This is a genomic window from Exiguobacterium sp. HSB13 (assembly GCF_056764755.1).
Genome location: NZ_JBUZOM010000003.1, coordinates 64,387 through 84,342 on the forward strand (window position 1 = coordinate 64,387; position 19,956 = coordinate 84,342).

Consider the following 19,956-nt stretch of genomic DNA (forward strand, 5'->3'; position numbering starts at 1 on the left):
ATACTAAGTGGATAATAGAGAAGAAAAGGAAAGGAAGACTGTACATGGATCTCGCTTTTTATTATTTCTTAATTCTCGGATTTTTCATTGGAATCATCTCCGGCTTTTTCGGAATCGGTGGCGGTATCATCTTGACGCCCCTACTACTCATTTTAGGATATGCTCCAAGCGTTGCGATCGCGACCAGTCTCATGTTGACTCTTGGATCAACGGTTTCAGGTACGATCTCTCACTTACGTCTTAAAAATGTCGTCTGGCGCGATAGTCTTGTCGTCGGGGGCGTTGGAATCATCGGTTCGACAATTGCGACACCACTCGTCCTTCGCTTAGAGGAAGTCAACGGTGCCCATCTCGTGATCTCGATCGTTTATATCGGACTCTTACTCTACTTCGCGAATAAGTTCTTACGTCCAAAATCGACGACCGGTGAACAGACGGGTTGGAAAAATCGCTATCTCGCTCTTGCCTTCACTGGTCTGTTCGCTGGATTTATCTCTTCGCTCCTCGGTGTCAGCGGTGGATTCATCATCACACCGTTACTCGTCGGAATCGTTGGCTATGAGTTGAAACGTGCGGTCGGAACGAGTATTGCTTCCGCGTTACTGATTGTCCTATCGGGACTCGTCAACTATACGGTCGCGAGTACGAATATCGATATTCTCGTTGGGATCATGCTGATTGTCGGTGCCTTGCTCGGAGCACCGATTGGCGCGAAGCAGTTGACGCATTTCGAAAGTCCGTTCGTCAAAAAGTACCTCGGGATCTTCTATTTGACGGTTGCGGTCAGTGTCTTCCTCGAAGTCATCGGCTGGAACGTCGCTTCACTCTCCGTTCTCGTTGCGCTTAGTTTGATTTTCTTACTGACACTCCTCATCTACAGCCGTCGTCGAACGAATGGATGAATCGTCTCATCAGAAAAGCGGTGATGCCCCCTATCAGGCATCACCGCTTTTTTCCGTTAAGCCACTCGTTTGTGACCGGCTCGTTCATAGTCTCTCGTTTGTTCAATGACTAAGTGTGACAAGAACAACATTCCGATCAAGTTCGGAATCATCATCAGTCCATTCGCAATATCTGCGACCAACCACAACGGTTCTAATTGCGCGACTGCACCATAACAGGCTGCGAGCGCAAAGAACACGCGGTATCCTTCGTTGAAGCGTGTCGTACCGCTCAAGTACTCCAAGCATTTCTCTCCATAGACATACCAACCAATGATCGTTGAATAACCGAAGAAGAAAACGGAGAAAGCGACCGTCCATTCTCCAAATGATCCAAGAACACTCGCAAAGGCGGTTGCCGTAAGCGCGGCACCGGAAAGATTCGCATCATGCATCATACCTGAATGTAGTCCACCTGATGGATCCCAAAAACCTGTCGTCAGAAGGACGAGTGCCGTCATCGTACAGACGATCAAGGTTACGATGAAAGTACTCGTCATCGAGATCAATCCTTGCTCGACCGGACGTTCACTTTTCGCAGATCCTGCAATCAAGGCTGCTGTCCCGAGTCCTGCTTCGTTCGTGAAAATCCCTCGTGCTACACCGACTTGCATCGCCATCATGATCGATACACCGGTGAAGGCTCCCGCTGGCGCAAGCGGCTGGAAGGCATACTCAAAGATCAAACCAAAGGCTGGTAGAATCTGATCCGCCTTCAATACTAAAAGGACACAAGCAGCACCGATATAGAGTAAGCTCATGATCGGAACAAAGATCGTAGAGATCGCACTGACGCGTTCGAGCCCACCACGAATCGATACATAGACCGCAATTGCGAGCAGAATGCCGAATACTAGCAGCGGCACGTGGAACGATTGCTCAAGCACCGTTGCCATCGCATTCGCTTGCACCGTATTCCCAACACCAAATGATGCGATCAAACCAAATGCCGCAAACAGGATGGCGAGTAGTTTAAATTTAGATCCTAGTCCCTTTTCGATATAATACATCGGTCCACTGACGGCTTCGCCGCGTTCGTTTCGACTTCTAAAGAGAATGGCAAGGAGGCTTTCTGCATATTTCGTCGCCATTCCAATTAAACCGATGACCCACATCCAAAAGACTGCGCCCGGTCCGCCCATCGTCAAGGCGACTGCGATCCCTGCGATGTTTCCGTTTCCGATCGTCGCCGCGAGGGACGTCATCAACATCTGAAAGCTACTGATTTCACCTTCACCTTGCCCTGATTTTTGAACAGATAATTGAAACGCTTGTTTTAAGCGCCGAAACTGAAGACCACGTAAGCGGATCGTAAAGTACACTCCTGTTCCTACCAACAACACCATACTCGGAATCCCCCAGACCCAAGCCGATATCAGACGTAATACTTCCATGCCATTTCATCCTCTCTCTCTTTTCCGAGGCTTACCGTAGCATGTAGTTGTGTTTTCTTACAATACAAAAGAATACTTTTTGTGATTTTACACAATAGAAGATATACTAAAACTATCGAGTGAAAGAGAAAGAAGGGAAATCCCATGTTAGAAGCTTCATATCATTCCTTAGACGACTTAGCGGAAGCGATCGGTATTGCCTTGAATGCCCCGATTACGATTGAAGATCGCAATCACCGCCTTCTTGCGTATAGTACACATACAGCTGATACCGACCCTGCCCGTGTCGCAACGATCATTGGTCGCCGTGTACCGGAATCGGTCATCGACCAACTCTGGAAAGATGAAGTCATCCAGAGCCTTGCGACACAAGATGATCCACTCATTATTTCTGCACGCACGGATGTCGGACTGAATGACCGTGTCGCTATTGCGATCAAGCAAGATTCAGAAATTCTCGGCTATATTTGGTCGATTGCCCGAAGCACGCCGTTTACTCCTTCGGAACTAGCGGACTTAAAGAAAGGAGCTCTACTTGCTCAACGTCAGTTACTGGCGATTGACATGCAGAAAAAACGGAAGGAAGAGCAGACGGAACAGTTCTTCTTCGAGTTATTACATGAAGAACTATCCGAGTCGGAAATCCTGAAGATGTTCTCTAAACTCCATGTCGCACCACCCGGCATCAGTCGCTTGACGGTCATTCGTTTTTCAGAGGCAATCACACCGCGTCTCGCCGATCGCCTGCGCTATTTATTGACGATTCAGCAGACGGTTCGTCCGTTACTTTATGCATATGACGAGACGGATTTTATCTTGTGGATCAGCACAAACGACCGCGACGCAGAACAAGAACGTCTGCAGTTCGACGCCTTCATCCAGTCGTTTCGACAATTACTCGCGGAGCGGTTCGATTATACTGACTTCGTCGCAGCAAGTAGTGAAGTCTTCACCGGCGTCCAAGCGATTCCCGAGCGCTATGAAGAAGCGGGCATCGTCTTGCGTTTGAAAGACGCCTTTCCATTTGAGTTGAAGAACGTGACCCGTTACGAACGCCTCGGCCTATTTCAGCTCTTACCGATTTTCTCAGAACGTTTGCGACGGCGGACGGTTCGCTTGGAAGAAATCGAACGGTTGCGTGCTTACGATGTGAAACATGCCTCCTCCTTATGTGAGACGTTAGAATGGTTCCTTCATTATGATGGGAACGTCAAACAAGTCGCTTCCCATCTCCATGTCCATCCGAATACGATCCTCTATCGGATGCGACGAATCGAGGAGGAAGCGGGCATTCGAATGGAATCTTTACCTGAACGCTCTTTACTTTATTTGTATCTAAAAGCAGACCGATACCCTTTGTGATTTTCCACAAAGGATATCGGTTATTTTTGAAAACGCCGATAAAGTGGAACGCTTTCATTTCTCGTATACTGAAGATGAAGAGAAATTGATTTGTTTATTTGCGAAAGGGGATCGCGTTCACATGATCATTGGAGTATTAAAGGAAATCAAAAACAACGAAAACCGTGTTGCATTAACACCTGCCGGGGTAGCAGCGTTACATGCACAAGGACATCGTGTCATCATTGAATCAATGGCAGGTATGGGGAGTGGCTTCACGAACGAAGAGTACGTCAAAGCAGGTGCTGAAATCATCGCGACTGCTGCTGAAGTCTGGGCAACAGCCGAACTTGCTTTAAAAGTTAAAGAGCCGATCGCTTCAGAGTACCAATACTTCCGTCCGGATCTAACATTGTTCACGTATCTTCACCTAGCAGCTGAGCCAGAATTGACACGTGCACTCGTTGATTCGAACATCACAGCAATCGCTTATGAGACGGTTGAAAAGAACCGCACACTTCCATTGTTAACACCAATGAGTGAAGTCGCAGGACGTATGGCATCACAAATCGGTGCACAGTTCTTGGAAAAACCACACGGTGGTATGGGCATCCTGCTTGCAGGTGTTCCTGGGGTTCGTCGTGGAAAAGTCACAGTCATCGGCGGCGGTGTCGTCGGAACGAATGCTGCGAAACTCGCAGTTGGTCTCGGTGCGGATGTCACGATCATCGATGTCAGCCCAGAACGCCTTCGTCAGCTCGATGACATCTTCGGTAACTCGATCAACACATTGATCTCCAACCCGTACACGATTGCTGAAGCGGTCGCTGAGAGTGATCTCGTCATCGGTGCTGTCTTGATTCCAGGTGCAAAAGCACCGAAACTCGTCACTGCCGATATGGTCAAACGCATGAAGCCGGGCGCTGTCATCGTTGACGTTGCCATCGACCAAGGTGGTATCTTCGAGACGGTCGACCGTATCTCGACGCATGATGACCCAACATATGAAAAATTCGGTGTCGTTCATTACGCAGTCGCGAACATGCCAGGTGCTGTTCCACGTACGTCTACACTAGCATTGACGAACGCAACGCTTCCGTATGTCCTTGAGCTCGCGAACAAAGGCACACACCGTGCGCTTGCTGAAAACGATGCTCTTGAAAAAGGATTAAATGTCGCACAAGGATTCGTCACGTACGAAGCGGTCGCACGCGATCTCGGATACACGTACAAATCCGTTGAAGATGTGCTTCATCTACACGCATAATCTTGAAAGTAGAAATAGTCGATGATTCCTTTTTGAGGAACCATCGACTATTTTTTATTGCTTCTTGAGGCAACACTCGGCTTGTCATATGATGAGAAACGAAGACTTATGATTTTGAACTAGTAGAGGGGATCTCATTACATGACACAAACCATAACCGCCCATTCTCATGAACTTCAGAGCCACGTCGCTGAAGTCGCGTTACTCGAAGCACTGACATCCGATACAGAAGAGAGCGTACGTATTGCCGCAACCGAGCGCTTACGTGTTCTTGTCCCATCTCATCCATTGCTCAACATTGCTACAGCTCATTCCCTTTACTTCAAGAACGAACACACTCAAGCGCGCCGGCTGATCGAGGAGACACATCAGCAAATCGGTGAGCATGTGCACGGATACATACTCCTCGGTATCATCAGTGAAGATGAAGGATATATGCACGAAGCAGAACAGTTTTTCCTTTCAGCCATCACACGGTTCCCTGAAGAGCCAGCAGGACATCGTTTCCTTGCCGTCCATTACAATCATCGTCAATTTTATGGGGAGTCAGCTGTTCATGCGTTTACATATTTAAAAAAGGTTGGCGCATCTGGAATCGATACGCTGATGGCCATTGATTCCATCCAACAATTAGACGGTCATTCGATCGACACGTTGGAAGCACTCTATGCATTAATCCTTGGCGTATCTCATCTCGACAAAATCACCGTCTTTCATGCGACAGCTTCTGTCAATCAAAGCATTCAATATGAGAAGTTGCATGCTACATTGCGCGAAGACAGCGACGAGACCCTCTACGCTAAGCTCGATGAATGCCTTTCCAACATGCTCGAACATGGCTTGTTCGCAGCTGTTTATGACGATTCCGAAGAAAAGATCTATCGCCATGTCTTTCAGGATATGTGTCGGGATATGACCATCCGTCATGCAGGTTGGCGTGCGTACCCGGACTATATTCGATTACGCTTTCTCTATTTCAAACAATTGTTGTTACGCGACTGAACGTTAAAAAGCAAACGCGACGAGTGCCGCGATCGTCCAAGGCAAGATCAAATTGTCGAGATCGCGATATGAGATGGCTTCGATCAAGGCTGCGATGTTCGCAAGCAAGAAGCCATAACTGACAGCGAGCCAAACCGGTTGTCCATAAAATAAGAACGTCACGGTCAAAACGAGGAATGACGCCAAAAACAGGGCGATACTTCCTTCAAAGGATCGTTTCGTCTCACCACGGACGTAAAACGTCTTCCCATAGCGTTTTCCGACGAGAGCAGCGAGACCGTCGCCCCAAGCAAGCACCATGCTTCCCGCAACGAGCGCCATCGGCTGTCGTTCGAAGAAGAACAGGACGAGTCCCGCTAGAGCGAGTGGGTAATAGACCGTTCCGTAAGAAGGACGATCGACGTCGTGCATCTGACCGATTCCTTTTCGTAGTATCAGTAGATTAACGACTGCAAAGAATAATAACGGTACAATCGCAACGTACCAGTGATCCAGCCAGAGCAGCGCAAGAAACACCCAGTGACCAACTGCAATATGAATCCATTTCCGAACCGTCTCGGGAGAAAAGCCGAAACGGTGTCCAATGACTTCCAGGATGACGAGAACTAGCCCGACGATTCCAATCGTGCCAAGAGCAGCTATCCATTCCATCGTCATTCCCCCTTTCTTTCCTATTATTGTACGTTGTTTCAGTTGCCATTTGCCCTATTGAACCTTCATTTGATAACATAAGGTCAAATGACGTCCTAGAGAGGAAGTTTTGGAAATGTATGATGCTCAAGCAGTCCAAACATTATCAAGTTGTCTGCAACGCTTGAACGAAGGAAAAGGAATCGAACCCCTCGTCGCAACAGAAGGCACAGAATTGCCGAAGGTCATCAATCGCTTGAAGCAATTCGATCCATTAAAAAATGGCCTATCCATCAATGAAATCGTTCATTTGGCAAATGCCCTGATCGGCGAACATATGTCAGCGACGACGATTCAGAACTGGACGAAACGTGAAGTCCGGGACATCATCGGCGTACCGCATCGCGGAAAGAAGTACTCGATCAATCAGGCTTCGATCATCTATCTGCTAGATGATTTAAAACACCTTTTCTCGTTAGAAGAAACACGGGAACTGCTGACAATCGTCTTCAAGAATCCGAATATCGATGAGGATGATTTAATCAGTCCGCTTAATTTTTATCTCGTCTACACGCAACACGCGGAGACAAGTGGTCCAATCGAATTGACGGAGAAGCGTCTCAGACGCTCGCTCGAGCGTATTAACGCTTACCGCCCTGAAACTGTCCACGTCCTGCAACTGTGTCTCTATGCCCGTCGTGTATCGCATTTGACGCACGAAGCGAAACAACGTCTCCATCATGTTCTGCAAACGACATGATGAAAAAAAGATGCCATCCATGTCATGGAAGGCATCTTTTTTTATTTAGACGGCTGTCAGTGATTTATAGTGGACGCTGTTCGTCAGACTTTTCAAGACAGAGAGTAGTTCGTACATCGAGAGTTTGTCTGCATCCTTGACGAGACGGTACTCATCACCGTCTTGCAACAATTCCGCAACGACTTCTCCAGCGGCACTCCGTACGGAGAATTTTCCTTTTGTCAGGTCGAAGGAAATCGTGAACGTACCACGCTCATACACATTGTACTCACATTTCTTCGAGAAGAGCGAAAACTTCTCACGCATTTGACCTACCTCTTGTCCATCATGGTTCATCACGACCCATTTCTTACACGTCGGAATGAACTTACCAAACGCTACCCCTCTACCTTCACCATTCATTACTTGAACACGACCATTCTCATCGTGTTGAACCGCACCAATCATTTGGTGCGCTTCATCATAAATCGCGGCATGACCTTGCGAAAAAACGCAACCCTGCACATAGACAACTTTGCGCAACAGAAATTCTCCTCTCACTGCTAAAACGTGCTGGTTTTTCGTCCCCAGTTTATTTAGACATCCTGTATAGTTTAACTTTCTTTATCTGTATGATATTTCGTTAACGAAAATGATTATTGCACCGTTTCTCCAAATTGACAACCCCCTTTTGTCGACAATCATTCGACATGTTCAATGCAGGTTCATCTCCTTTGCAAATGCGAGCAATTCTTCCCGATCAATGAGGCGAACCTGATTTGGTTCCGCTAGCTGATATGCGGCTTCCGTAAAGGTCGAATTCGTAACGACCCATCCCTCATCCATCCCGTAAAATGGAACCGAGGCAGCGACCTGTTGAACCGCTTCGAGCCCTACAGCCGCACTATATCGCTTTGCCTGGATGGCAATCTTATACCCTCGTTCATCCTCTATCAACAAATCTGCTCCGAAGTCGCGTGAAGCAGGTGTCAACTCGACCCGATATCCAGCTGTTTCAAATAAATCGGCAAGCCATTCTTCAAATTCTCGTCCTTCCATTCGATCGAGTCGTTTTTCAAGCGACGGCGTTAAAATGGACAAAAGAAGAAAAAGGATACACCCTACTATACTGATGATTAAGATTAAAGGTTCCCAAGAACTCGAAAAAAAATAAGTTCCGAAAATTCCTATCATTGCAAACAAAGCTGCTAGTAACAATCGTTTTCGTTTCAATCGTTTCATCGTGCTTTTCCCCTCTACTGTATCGTGACCTTTTTTTTCACTATACTAAAATTCTTGGTCGGTTGCTTCCTTCAACAGGAAATACGACTCGTCTTGCAGAAGTAAACTAACGAGGAAAGACTGTCTTAAAATCCATGGTCGAAGACCAGTCAGGAGGTAGCTCATGGCAGAACATTCATCCCCTTCATCGCTACGAATCATTCACGCGACGATACGTGCTATGAAAGACCCCGTTCTTCTAGTCGATGCAAACGGAAAGATTCAATTTCATAATGATGCTTTTCAACACCAGTTCATGAACGCCCCGAATATCGAAACCGTTCAGGAACTGTTTCCCATCACGGATGATTTCTTTCCATTACAGAAGGAAGCCGTCATTGCAACGACACATCAATTAACAGTCACAGCGATTGAAGCGACGGACTATTTTCTTGTCCATGTCGCTCCCCTGAAAATCGAGGACTTATTCAATTCAACGCTAGATACTGCTCTATTCATCACCGACTCGGAGTTTCGGATTCAAACCTGCAACGAGGTGGCAAGCACCTTATTCCGTTTCGAGCATGCCGAAGACATCATTGGTCTCCAAGCGACGATTCTACATGATGCAAAGGAAATTGCTACCCGCCGTCAACATCTCGAACAATTGAACTTAAAAGACTTATCGGACGCCCAACTTTTTTTACTGCATGGACGGGAAGCCGAAAATGAATGGACCTATCATCGTTTGGATGGTTCAACATTCCATGGACGCCTTTATATGACACGGTTGCCAAACGATACGTACTTCCTGCTCATTCAGGACATCACGCCGCAAAAACAAATCGAATGGCATCTAACGAAAAGCGAACGCCGCTTCCGACTCTTCTCGGAATCCGTCGTTGAAGCCGTCATCTTTCATGACCACGGAATCATCATCGATGCCAATCGCGCAGCAGAAGTCATTTTCCGGACGAAACTCGAGAAAATGAAAGGCAAGACGACGCTTGAATTGATTCATCCGGATCATCACGCGCGTGTCTTACAACGGATCGAGGAGCATCGAGAAGAACCATACGAAGTCCTCGGTCAACGTGCCGACGGAACTTCTGTCGAAATCGAAGTCTTCCCGCGTGAAATCATCTATAACAATATCCGGATGCGTGTCGCTGTCGTTCGTGATATTACCGAACGAAAAAAGATTGAAAAAATGCTTGAACGCGAAAAAAATGCCATCATGCGCCAGCGTGATATCACACAATCGATTCTTCAGGCATCCAATGAAGGTTTCCTACTGACAGAAGAAGACGGGAGTTTCATCTTCATGAACGTCAAAGCACGCAAATTACTCGATGTCCCAGGTATTGCACCAAGTAAGATTCAAGAACGAATCAGTCTGATTCCGAATCTCGATTTGAATACTCGATTCGAGATGCTCCGACAAGTAGAGGAACTACTCGCCGGAAAACATTCTGAACTATCGTTTCGTTTTACGTTACAGCGACCAAATGAATCCAGTCCACTTTATTTCGAATTTTATGCGACGGCGATCAAAAAGGAAAAGAGCCGCATTTCTCGTCATGGCTTCCTATTTGTTTTCCGTGACCGCACAGAAGAAGCAAAGATGGATCAAGTAAAGGATGAACTCGTCAGTACGGTATCGCATGAGTTGCGCACGCCGCTGTCCTCCATTCTTGGTTATATGGAATTACTACGATATAAAAAACAATCGGCTGATAGAATCGAACGTTATGTTGAGATCGTCCACGAAGAGACGAAACGATTGACGACGCTATTAAATGAGTTTTTAGACATTCAGCGTCTAGAAGGTGGAAAACAGGAGTATACCTTCACGTCGTTCTCGTTACGCGATCTTCTCGCATCGACCGTTGATGCCTATGGCGAGACCGTCGAGACGCATCGGATTGATCTAGAACTACCAGAGGATCCTGTTCTGATTTTTGCGGACGAGCACAAAATCAAGCAGGTGATCTTGAACTTGCTTTCGAACGCCATTAAGTACTCTCCACAGGCGGATCATATTGAAGTTCGTCTCTTGGCAAATCCGGAACAAGCGACGTTCTCCGTAACCGACCGTGGTCTAGGGATTCCACAAAATGCTTTTGAAAAGCTCTTTACGAAATTTTACCGGGTCGATAACTCAGACATTCGGAAAATTGGTGGAACCGGACTCGGACTTGCCATCTGTAAGGAAATCATCGAATCACACGGAGGGGCGATTTCCGTTGAATCAGAAATCAATGATGGTTCGACGTTCACCGTTGTACTCGAACGTGATCCAAGAAAGGAATGGAATTGATGCGGACCTACTTCATGACGGGTTTTCCTGGTTTTTTAGCGACCAAACTGATCGAACAATTGGCACGTGTACCGGATCAAATCGCTTGTTTTCATTTACTGCACTTATCATCAGAGCGGAATACGGCCGCTGAGCGACGCCAGGATCTTCTAGAACGTACATCCTTACGACCGGATCAACTCGTGTTACATGAGGGGGATATCACGGTCGAACAGCTTGCTTTATCATCAGAGGCGCGGATGATGTTGCAACAAGACGTCACACACATCTTTCATCTCGCGGCGCTATATGATTTAGCAACAGCATATGAACCCGCCTTTCGAATCAATGTGATCGGTACCGCGAACGTGACACAGTTTGCTCATACGTGTCGGACCTTAGAGCGCTACATTTACTTCAGTACAGCGTATGTCTCGGGTCTTCGTTCCGGAATGGTTCTAGAAGATGAATTACAAGCAAGTGCCTTTAAAAATGCTTATGAAGAAACGAAATATTTAGCAGAGGTACGTTTCCGTAAAGAAATCGGAACGATTCCCTATACAATCATCCGTCCTGGGATCGTCGTCGGTCATTCCGAAACGGGCGAAACACCGAAGTGGGATGGGGTGTATTTCGTTCTGAACGCGATGCGTCTCCTGCAATCCTTCGCCCCTCTTCCGTACCCAGGTCGAGCAAACGCACTCGTCAATCTCGTGCCCTATGATTACGTCATTGAAGCGACCGCTTATCTCAGTCATGCACCGGTCGGAAGAAATAAGACCTATCATCTGACGGATCCATTCCCACATGGCGCACGCGCGATTTTTGAGATGTTACACGTCGCCTATTATGGGCGTTATCCGCGCGGAATCGTTCCGTTTCGACTCGTTAGCACGGCATTGACTCCAGCTGTCGCGAAACGACTTCAGATGCAACGGCAGACACTTGACTACTTCATTCATCCCGTTCAATATGACACGACACATGCCTTACGTGATTTACGGGACACTGGTATTATTTGTCCAGACCTTGCAGAAACGATGCCTCGACTCGTCCAGTATTACCAAACACACGCAACACACTAAAAAAGTCCAATCGTGCTTCCTCGAGGGAAGTCGATTGGACTTTTTTATCGGTTATCCGATCAACATATTCTCTTTTGGATAACGAATCGTCCGATCTCGTTGCGTCGCGAACGTGAACAGAATCGTTAAAGAGCCGACACGCCCGAGTAACATCATGAACATGATCAAAAACTTACCAAAACTATTGAGCTCAGCTGTTACGTTCAAAGAAAGACCAACTGTTCCAAATGCCGAGACCGTCTCAAAGAATAAACCAATAAAGGAAATATTCGGCTGGGTCAACGCCAGGAACGTCGTGATCAAAGCAATGAACAGTAAACTGAAGACAGCAATCGCATATGCCTTTTGAATCGCTTGCGTCTGAACAGTCCGTCGCATCAGAACCGTTTCACGCTGTCCGCGTATATACGTCCAGACATTCTTCAAGATGACCGCTGCCGTCGTGACCTTGATCCCGGAACCTGTTGATGCGGAACCTGCCCCGATGTACATCAAAACCATCATCAAACCGATCGAGAGCGGCACCATCGTCGTTAAATCGATCGTCTGGAAACCAGCCGTTCGTGTCGTGACGACTTGAAAGAACACGATATGGAGCGCACTGAAGAACGATTCATCTTTTAATGAACCCAAGTTCGAAACCCACTCGTAGAGCATCATTGCTAAAACACCTAGTCCATTGATGACGAGTAGTGATAGCACCATCAATTTAGAATGGAGCGAAATTTTCTTGAAGTTTCGTTTACCAGCGATATCCGCGATGACCGTAAAACCAAGACCACCAATCATCAAGAGCGCTGCAATCGTCAGAATGAATGTCGTATCTTGTTGGAAACCGATTAGATTATCACCCCATAGTGCGAATCCTGCATTGTTGAAGGCAGATACGGCGTGGAACAAACCGTAATAGAGTGCTTTTCCGAAGCTGTATTTGTATTGAATGAACAAATCAAGCGCAATCAAAAACATGCCGACGATCTCAACGAGGACCGTCGTGACGATGATATTACGAACGAGACGAATCGTTCCGCCCGGACTATCGAGATTAAACATCTCTTGGATAATGATCCGCTGACGAATCCCGATTTTTCGTCCCGTGACGCTGAGCAAGACGAGCGCGATCGTCATGAATCCAAGTCCACCGACCTGAATTAAGAGCATCATGATGATTTGACCGAGTAAATTATAGGATTCGGCAATATTAATCGGTGACAGTCCTGTGACGGTTCCTGCCGATGTCGCAACGAATAGGCAATCGATGAATGATACATCTTGCCCCTCTTGCTGCGAGATCGGAAGCCACAATAAAAAACCACCCAGTAAAATCGTCAATGTAAAGCCAGTTGCGATAAAACGTGCCGGTTTATCGAACAGCTGATGATACATCAATTCACCTAAACGCCCGAAGCGTGCGAGTCGTGAACGTCTTTTATGCGAGAACATCTTACTCCCCCTAGATTGTTTTCAGACAGAATTGTCTTTATCATACTCCCTCGAATTAAGAAGTTCTATCGAAATATGCAATCGACTAAACGTTTTCGTATTTTTTTGGTAAACTAGATAAAAGTGGACGTGTAATCATTAAAGGAGGTTGAGGGAAACAGTGGACCCTAAGACGGCTGATCATTCGATTGAGGATGTCTGGCGAAGGCTGGAACGACAATCACAATGGATGCCTGCGCAATTGTATTATCAATTCGAGGAACTCTTATCATTACATTTGGAGCAACCGATTCTAAATGAATTGTATCAAGTGTTAAAAAAATACGACGTACTGACCGATATAGAGCGTGACGAACGAAACGAAAGCATTCAAATGCTAATCGACGAAAACGGCGCTTGATTCTCGGTTTTTGGATTTCCGAGCAGAAGAAGTGTCTTCTGCTCTTTTATTTTTCGTTCATATACGGATTACATACAGAAAGGTGGCACACATCAATCATGGATATCGTGTCGATCATCGGGATCATTCTTGGTCTCATCACACTAGTCGGAGGTATGATCTTAAAAGGTGCGCCTCCAGTCGCTTTGCTTAACCCTGCAGCACTCGTCATCATCTTCGTCGGGACAGCAGCTGCCATCATGATTTCCTTCCCGAAGGAACGATTGAAAGTCTTACCTGCTTTGTTTAAGGTCATCTTATTCGAACAAAAGCTGATGACAAAACAAGTGTTGCTCGGACAATTTCTGACACTCTCGACGCAAGCACGTAAAGAAGGTCTGTTATCTCTCGAATCAGCACTTGAAGAAGTCGATAATGCCTTCATGAAGCGTGGTGTCATGATGGTCATCGATGGACAACCATCCGAATATGTCGAGGATGTCATGACACGTGACCTCGAAAACATGACAGAACGCCATCATGCAAATGCGAACATTTTCACGCAAGCTGGTACCTACGCACCAACGCTTGGGGTTCTCGGTGCCGTTGTCGGTCTCGTTGCCGCCTTATCCGATTTATCGGACATCGAAAAATTAGGTCACGCCATTTCAGGTGCCTTCATCGCAACACTATTCGGGATTTTCACCGGATACGTCCTGTGGTTCCCGTTCGCAACGAAGCTGAAGCAAAAATCAGCGAACGAGATTCAATTATACGAGATGATGATTGAAGGGATTCTCTCGATTCAAAACGGTGAATCACCGAAAAACTTAGAGGATAAGCTACTTGTGTACTTGACACCGAAGGAGCGTGCGAACTATGAAGCGGAAAAAGAAGCCGCATGACGAACATATCTCCGAAGGCTGGTTAATTCCGTACGCCGACTTATTGACCTTACTTCTGGCACTCTTCATCGTACTTTTTGCTTCGAGTAGTGTCGATGTCGTGAAACTAAAAGCGATGTCACAGACATTTAGTTCTGTCTTCAACGGTGGATCAGGGATGATCACGAACAGTTCACTTTCTACTCAAGAAGAAGAGGATTCGAAAAAACTCGATGCGCGGACGAAGGCACAAAGCTATGAAATCGCAGAACTCGAAAAAATCAAAGAAGAAGCCAATCAATACATTAAGAATGAAAAACTTGAAAAAGACATCAAGGTCGAAATCACGAATGAAGGACTTGTCTTTACGATTCGCGACCGCGCGTTGTTCTCACCAGCTCAAGCAGAAGTAAGAGGACGCTCACTTCAAATCGCAGAGGGGATGAGTGCACTACTCGTCAAAGCAGGGCAACGTCAGATTCAAGTGTCTGGACATACAGATAATATTCCAATCAACACAGCACAGTATCCGTCGAACTGGGAACTGAGTGCGGACCGGGCGATCAGTTTCATGCGTGCCTTACAACGGAATCCAAAGCTTGAACCAAAACGCTTCACCGTCAGCGGTTACGGTGAATTCCAACCAATCGCGTCCAATCAAACGGAAGCAGGTCGCAGTCAGAATCGACGCGTCGAAGTGTTGATTCGACCATTGATCGACTTAAAAGCAAATGTACTCGACGAAACAAAAGTGAAGTCCTAACGATAAAAAATCCTTCGTGGCAGTTCACCACGAAGGATTTTTTTAATAATACGGACGAATCATGATATAGACGATGACACCGGTCAAACTGACGTATAACCAAAGCGGCATCGTAAAGCGTGTCCACTTTTTATGCTTCTCGAAGTTTTGATTCACAGCGTGCGCGAGTGACATCAAGACAAGTGGAACGATGACTGCCGCTAGGATGATGTGCGTAATCAGGATAAAGAAATAGACAGGGCGAACAAAACCTTCGCCCCCGAATTTCGTCGATTCACTGACGGCGTGATACGTGACGTACGAAATTAAGAATAAAGTCGTCGTCATCATCGCACCACCAATGAAGCGACGATGATTCACCCGATTGCCACGACGAATGGAAATCCAAGCGCCGAGCAACAGCATGAAGGTAAAACTATTGAAGATGGCATTCAAAAAAGGAAGCAACGTCCAATCGAATCCTGAATCAACTTGTACTGGTGGCGCAAAGAATAAGAGCGCCACGAGCAAATTGATGACAAGCGTCAGCAGGATGACGAGCGGAACGAAATTCCGTTTAGTAGCAGGTTGTTGCATGAATCATTCTCCTTGTTTCCAGTCGAAATAACGTTTCAACCATTTTGGGATCGGACCAGCGAATAGACGTTCACGCCAGTAGACATCAGCAGCACGCTGAACAGCAGCACCGCGGATCGGATATGGGTGGACGACACGCGACAATTGACCGACCTTATCTTTACGCGCCATCGCATAGACGACTTCTTGCATCCACTCACCGGCTTGTTCTCCGATTGCATGTGCTCCAATCAGTTTTCCACGCTTATCCGCGATGAGCTTGACGCGACCTTCCGTCTGACCATTGATGACGAAACGATCGACTTCATCGAGACCAGTCTGATAGACCTTGATCTCGCCATGTTTCTTACGTGCCTCGTCTTCCGTCAATCCGAGATGGAACAATTCAGGCGTCGTGAATGTGACCCACGGAACCGCTCGATAATCCGGCTTCGTCCGTAGACCGAATAAAGCATTCGTGACGACCGTTTTTCCTTCAAGCCCTGCGACGTGCGTAAACGGAAGCGAGTTGATCGTATCTCCGACCGCAAAGATGTGTCGCTGACTTGTGCGAAGTGAACCATCGACTTGGACGAATCCTTTTTCGACGTGTACACCAGCTCGATCGAGACGTAGTGCTTCGATGCGTGGCTTACGACCGACTGCGACAAGCACGGCATCCGTTTCGATGACACGTGATTCGCCGTTTGCTTCGACCGTCACTTCGATGCCCCCGGCTGACTTGCGGACGTGCGTGACCTTCGTATCGAGATGCAACGTCAATTCTTGTTCGAGCTGACGTTGAATGACTTCGACCATGTCACGGTCTTCTTTTCCGAGCAATGTCTTCATACCTTCGATGACCGTGACTTCCGTTCCGAGATGCGCGTAAGCTTGCGACAACTCAAGACCGATTGCCCCACCACCGATGACGAGCAGACGCTCGGGACGCTCCGTCAATTCAAAGATCGTCTCGTTCGTTAAATAATTAATCGTATCCAGTCCATCAATCGGTGGAATGATTGGTTGCGATCCAGTCGAGATCGCAAATTTCTCACCAACGACAAGCTGTCCCGCCACTTCGACTTCATGGGCACTGAGGAATGTCGCTTCTCCGATATAGACATCAACGCCAAGGTCTTCGAACCGTTTCGTTCCATCGTGTGATTGAATGATGTTACGCGCCCGATCGACGCTTGCTTTCGTTTTCGAATAAACCGCGTCCCCGTTCAGCGTCACGTTGTATTTTTCAGCCGTTCGCTTCATGACATGAACATCGTGCGCCGCTTCAATCAAAGCCTTCGAAGGCACACAGCCATAGTGGAGACAATCTCCACCTAGATGCGTATGGCGTTCGATCAAGGCGACATGTGCGCCGAGACTTGCTGCACCAGCAGCAATCGTCATTCCGGCCGCCCCACCACCGATAACAACTAATTGATAGGTCTTCATCGTGAGCCCTCCTCGTAGCGACGTGTAATGTCTTCCATCCGTTTACGGTTGACGCCCCAGTCGGAGTACCCGACACGTGATGCCGAACGGAAGTGAATTACCTGTGCGGCTTCATCGAAATAAAATTCGACGTCATCCTTGAAGCGAAAAACTTTACTCGTGAAGATGGCGTGAATGTATGTTCCTTCTTCCTTGACGACTTTGACGCGGTCGAGGCTTTGAAGGATGCGTAAGAGTTGAAACTTCGAATCTGCAAGCGTTCCTTTGAACGGGAGCGGTCGCATTTTCATTTCCTGTAGATCGGTTTGAGTAGATACCGCGTTCGGTTTTCCGGAGAGCGGTTGAAGCGTACCATTTGAAACACCAAGTGCCATGACTGATTCCTCCGTTTCCTATCATCTGATCCATTTCGTACTATAATCCACTTAACTTTACCAGTTTCTGTTTCACTCTGCCTGTCTCAGTGTTTACGCTTTCGTGACAGGTAGCAGAATCGTCGCAATGACGCCGCCTTCCGGCTGATTATCAATGAATAGCTTGCCTTCATGTGCTTCGACGAGTTCTCGACAAATCGATAGACCGAGCCCTGTTCCACCCTTTCCTTTTTGCACTTGATAGAATTTTTCTGTGACGTGACGTAAGTGCTCTTTCGGAATCCCGGGACCTTCATCACTGAAGGAGAGGAACAATACACGCTCTGAACGAACGAGTCGAATGGTGATCGTGCCACCGACTGGAGAAAAGCGGATCGCATTATCAAGTAGGTTCAAGAAGACTTGTTTCAATCGGTTTTCGTCGTATAGACCGACGACTTGTGCCGGTAACTTCTGTACGATCTGGACATTTTTTTCTTCCAGCTTTTGACGAAGTTGCGCCGTCACGTTCTCGATAATTTCCGTCAAGTTGACTTCCTGACGATATAAGACGAGGCGACTCGTCTCGAGTTTTGAGAAATCGAGTAACTGCTCAACGAGCGAAATCAAACGCTCCGTCTCCGAATGAATGATGCCCATCCCAAGCGACGCCTCTTCCGGCAACTGATCCTGTTCGACGAGTAACGTTTCACTCCAGCCTTTGATTGATGTCAGCGGTGTCCGCAATTCATGAGAAATACCAGAAATGAATTCATCTTTCAACGTTTCCTGCTGTTTGATCTGTTGCCCCATATAATTGATCGTCCGCGCTAATTCTCCAAGCTCGAACGAGTATTCCTCGTTCACCTTGACGTCGTAATGCTGTTTCGCGATTTGGTCCGATGCACCGATGACTTCTTGAATCGGTCGGACGATCGACGAGACAAGACGTGAGGAATAGATGAAGGCAAGTCCCCAAATTACTGTACCCAGGAGGACGATCGCTAAACAAATTTCGATCACACGTCGGTCGATTCGCTCAAGCGACGTCGTATAACGAAGCGCTCCCGTCGTCTGACCGAACGACACGACAGGTTCTGTTACTTCCAGTAAATGTTCTCCCGTTGTCTCATCGTCATATCGTTTCGTGACGGTCTGTCCCGCCCTTACTTGATTGACCGCCTCTCGCGTCAACTTCCGTTCTGAGATGAATCCAGTCGAGGAGTAACGCGGAATCCCTGTCGCATCCAACACTTCGATCTCAGCGTCTGGATAAGCGTAAGAATCGAGTACATCATGGATCGTCGCTTCTGAATCGGCGTAATCATAAGCAAGACCGCTATTCGCAAATAAGACAGCACTCGCATTCGCATGACGTTTCAAGACATCCGTCGCCGTCACGTAGTAATAGTTATAGGTCACGAACGAGAGGATCCCGATGACGAGTAAGACTGTCACCGTGATAATCGTCATGAACCGCATCAATATCTGGCGCTTCATTCTTCGTTACGCCACTTGTATCCATGTCCCCACAATGTTTCGATGAACTTCGGTTCCGCTGGATTCTCTTCGATTTTTTGACGAAGACGGCGAATGTTGACATCAACCGTCTTCCGATCACCAAAGTAATTCTCACCCCATACCGCATCGAGTAACTCATCTCGCGACATGACTTGATCTTCGTTTTTGATGAAGTGGCAAAGTAAATCGTATTCAGTTGGCGTCACTTCGACGTCGACACCTTCTTTTTGGACGCGTTTCGCCCCTAAATCAATCCGGAACGGTCCAGAGACGAGTTCACGCGGCTGTTTCCGACGACGTAACGTCTCTACCCGTCGCAGGAGCGACTGGATGCGCGCGAGTAGCTCTGCTGGACTGAATGGCTTCGCGATGTAGTCGTCTGCGCCTACGCTCAGTCCCATGACTTTATCCTCTTCTCGTGTTCGTGCCGTCAGCATGATGATCCCGACGACCTCATCCTTTGCCCGCGCCTGTTCACAGACGGCAAAACCGTCGACTTCCGGCATCATGATATCGAGTAACAGAATATCAAAGGTTTGTTGATCAAACTGCGCAAGCGCTTCTTTCCCATTCTCCGCCTCGATGACATCATAGCCTGCCCGTTTCAAATTAATGACAATGAAACTGCGAATCGCATGTTCATCCTCGGCTACTAGTATTTTGGTCATTCTCTTCTCCCCCTGATTC

The 19,956-nt window shown here is 47.2% G+C and carries 20 protein-coding genes; 10 read left to right on the top strand and 10 right to left on the bottom strand.

The window, feature by feature from the left end:
• Window positions 1-44: 44 nt before the first annotated feature.
• A complete protein-coding gene (locus ACZGCQ_RS13900) occupies window positions 45-902 on the top strand; it encodes a sulfite exporter TauE/SafE family protein (protein WP_481266619.1) in 858 nt (285 codons plus the stop codon).
• A gap of 56 nt (window positions 903-958) precedes the next feature.
• On the opposite strand, the gene ACZGCQ_RS13905 is transcribed toward ACZGCQ_RS13900, so the two are convergent.
• Window positions 959-2,335, bottom strand: a complete 1,377-nt coding sequence (locus ACZGCQ_RS13905; RefSeq protein ID WP_481266620.1) for an alanine/glycine:cation symporter family protein — start codon at window positions 2,333-2,335, stop codon at window positions 959-961.
• 144 nt (window positions 2,336-2,479) lie between these two features.
• On the opposite strand from ACZGCQ_RS13905, the gene ACZGCQ_RS13910 reads away from it, so the two are divergent.
• From ACZGCQ_RS13910 to ACZGCQ_RS13920, 3 genes are all read left to right on the top strand, one after another.
• Window positions 2,480-3,697: a PucR family transcriptional regulator gene (locus ACZGCQ_RS13910; protein ID WP_035395605.1), complete on the top strand. Its 1,218-nt coding sequence runs from the start codon at window positions 2,480-2,482 to the stop codon at window positions 3,695-3,697.
• Between the two features lie 121 nt (window positions 3,698-3,818).
• Window positions 3,819-4,943 (top strand): alanine dehydrogenase, encoded by a 1,125-nt coding sequence (ald, locus tag ACZGCQ_RS13915; protein WP_029342897.1) that lies wholly within the window; start codon window positions 3,819-3,821, stop codon window positions 4,941-4,943.
• 141 nt (window positions 4,944-5,084) lie between these two features.
• Complete coding sequence (locus tag ACZGCQ_RS13920; protein ID WP_481266621.1) at window positions 5,085-5,945, top strand: tetratricopeptide repeat protein; 861 nt, start codon at window positions 5,085-5,087, stop codon at window positions 5,943-5,945.
• 3 nt (window positions 5,946-5,948) lie between these two features.
• On the opposite strand, the gene ACZGCQ_RS13925 is transcribed toward ACZGCQ_RS13920, so the two are convergent.
• Window positions 5,949-6,596, bottom strand: coding sequence for a diacylglycerol/polyprenol kinase family protein (locus ACZGCQ_RS13925; RefSeq protein ID WP_481266622.1), 648 nt, complete (start codon window positions 6,594-6,596; stop codon window positions 5,949-5,951).
• A 115-nt stretch (window positions 6,597-6,711) separates the two neighbouring features.
• Between ACZGCQ_RS13925 and ACZGCQ_RS13930 the strand changes: the two genes are divergently transcribed.
• Window positions 6,712-7,335: a DUF1836 domain-containing protein gene (locus ACZGCQ_RS13930; protein WP_023469690.1), complete on the top strand. Its 624-nt coding sequence runs from the start codon at window positions 6,712-6,714 to the stop codon at window positions 7,333-7,335.
• Window positions 7,336-7,380: 45 nt separating this feature from the next.
• On the opposite strand, the gene ACZGCQ_RS13935 is transcribed toward ACZGCQ_RS13930, so the two are convergent.
• Together ACZGCQ_RS13935 and ACZGCQ_RS13940 are read right to left on the bottom strand one after the other, a co-directional pair.
• Window positions 7,381-7,857, bottom strand: coding sequence for an LURP-one-related family protein (locus ACZGCQ_RS13935; RefSeq protein WP_481266623.1), 477 nt, complete (start codon window positions 7,855-7,857; stop codon window positions 7,381-7,383).
• Window positions 7,858-8,028: 171 nt separating this feature from the next.
• Window positions 8,029-8,415 carry a restriction endonuclease gene (locus tag ACZGCQ_RS13940; protein WP_230088865.1) on the bottom strand — a complete coding sequence of 129 codons (387 nt, stop codon included), beginning with the start codon at window positions 8,413-8,415 and terminating at the stop codon, window positions 8,029-8,031.
• 304 nt (window positions 8,416-8,719) lie between these two features.
• On the opposite strand from ACZGCQ_RS13940, the gene ACZGCQ_RS13945 reads away from it, so the two are divergent.
• Window positions 8,720-10,855: a PAS domain-containing sensor histidine kinase gene (locus ACZGCQ_RS13945; protein WP_481266624.1), complete on the top strand. Its 2,136-nt coding sequence runs from the start codon at window positions 8,720-8,722 to the stop codon at window positions 10,853-10,855.
• A gap of 14 nt (window positions 10,856-10,869) precedes the next feature.
• Complete coding sequence (locus tag ACZGCQ_RS13950; RefSeq protein ID WP_481266625.1) at window positions 10,870-11,919, top strand: SDR family oxidoreductase; 1,050 nt, start codon at window positions 10,870-10,872, stop codon at window positions 11,917-11,919.
• 51 nt (window positions 11,920-11,970) lie between these two features.
• Here ACZGCQ_RS13950 and ACZGCQ_RS13955 read toward each other — a convergent pair whose 3' ends face one another.
• Window positions 11,971-13,362 carry a TrkH family potassium uptake protein gene (locus ACZGCQ_RS13955; protein WP_035395598.1) on the bottom strand — a complete coding sequence of 464 codons (1,392 nt, stop codon included), beginning with the start codon at window positions 13,360-13,362 and terminating at the stop codon, window positions 11,971-11,973.
• A 160-nt stretch (window positions 13,363-13,522) separates the two neighbouring features.
• Between ACZGCQ_RS13955 and ACZGCQ_RS13960 the strand changes: the two genes are divergently transcribed.
• The 3 genes from ACZGCQ_RS13960 (at window position 13,523) to ACZGCQ_RS13970 (ending at window position 15,388) form a co-directional block, all read left to right on the top strand.
• Window positions 13,523-13,762: a hypothetical protein gene (locus ACZGCQ_RS13960; protein WP_023469697.1), complete on the top strand. Its 240-nt coding sequence runs from the start codon at window positions 13,523-13,525 to the stop codon at window positions 13,760-13,762.
• Between the two features lie 98 nt (window positions 13,763-13,860).
• Window positions 13,861-14,646, top strand: coding sequence for a flagellar motor stator protein MotA (motA, locus tag ACZGCQ_RS13965; protein WP_029342903.1), 786 nt, complete (start codon window positions 13,861-13,863; stop codon window positions 14,644-14,646).
• Window positions 14,621-15,388, top strand: coding sequence for a flagellar motor protein MotB (locus ACZGCQ_RS13970; protein WP_195865998.1), 768 nt, complete (start codon window positions 14,621-14,623; stop codon window positions 15,386-15,388). The genes motA and ACZGCQ_RS13970 overlap by 26 nt, the downstream gene beginning before the upstream one ends.
• 42 nt (window positions 15,389-15,430) lie before the next feature.
• Here ACZGCQ_RS13970 and ACZGCQ_RS13975 read toward each other — a convergent pair whose 3' ends face one another.
• The 5 genes from ACZGCQ_RS13975 to ACZGCQ_RS13995 form a co-directional block, all read right to left on the bottom strand.
• On the bottom strand, window positions 15,431-15,964 hold the full coding sequence (locus tag ACZGCQ_RS13975) for a DUF420 domain-containing protein (RefSeq protein ID WP_029342905.1): 534 nt from the start codon (window positions 15,962-15,964) through the stop codon (window positions 15,431-15,433).
• 3 nt (window positions 15,965-15,967) lie between these two features.
• Complete coding sequence (locus tag ACZGCQ_RS13980; protein ID WP_481266626.1) at window positions 15,968-17,395, bottom strand: dihydrolipoyl dehydrogenase family protein; 1,428 nt, start codon at window positions 17,393-17,395, stop codon at window positions 15,968-15,970.
• Window positions 17,392-17,769 carry a DUF1499 domain-containing protein gene (locus ACZGCQ_RS13985; RefSeq protein WP_029342907.1) on the bottom strand — a complete coding sequence of 126 codons (378 nt, stop codon included), beginning with the start codon at window positions 17,767-17,769 and terminating at the stop codon, window positions 17,392-17,394. Before ACZGCQ_RS13985 ends, ACZGCQ_RS13980 begins: the two co-directional genes overlap by 4 nt.
• A gap of 93 nt (window positions 17,770-17,862) precedes the next feature.
• On the bottom strand, window positions 17,863-19,248 hold the full coding sequence (locus tag ACZGCQ_RS13990; protein ID WP_481266627.1) for a sensor histidine kinase: 1,386 nt from the start codon (window positions 19,246-19,248) through the stop codon (window positions 17,863-17,865).
• Window positions 19,245-19,937: a response regulator transcription factor gene (locus ACZGCQ_RS13995; RefSeq protein WP_023469704.1), complete on the bottom strand. Its 693-nt coding sequence runs from the start codon at window positions 19,935-19,937 to the stop codon at window positions 19,245-19,247. Before ACZGCQ_RS13995 ends, ACZGCQ_RS13990 begins: the two co-directional genes overlap by 4 nt.
• Window positions 19,938-19,956: the final 19 nt, after the last annotated feature.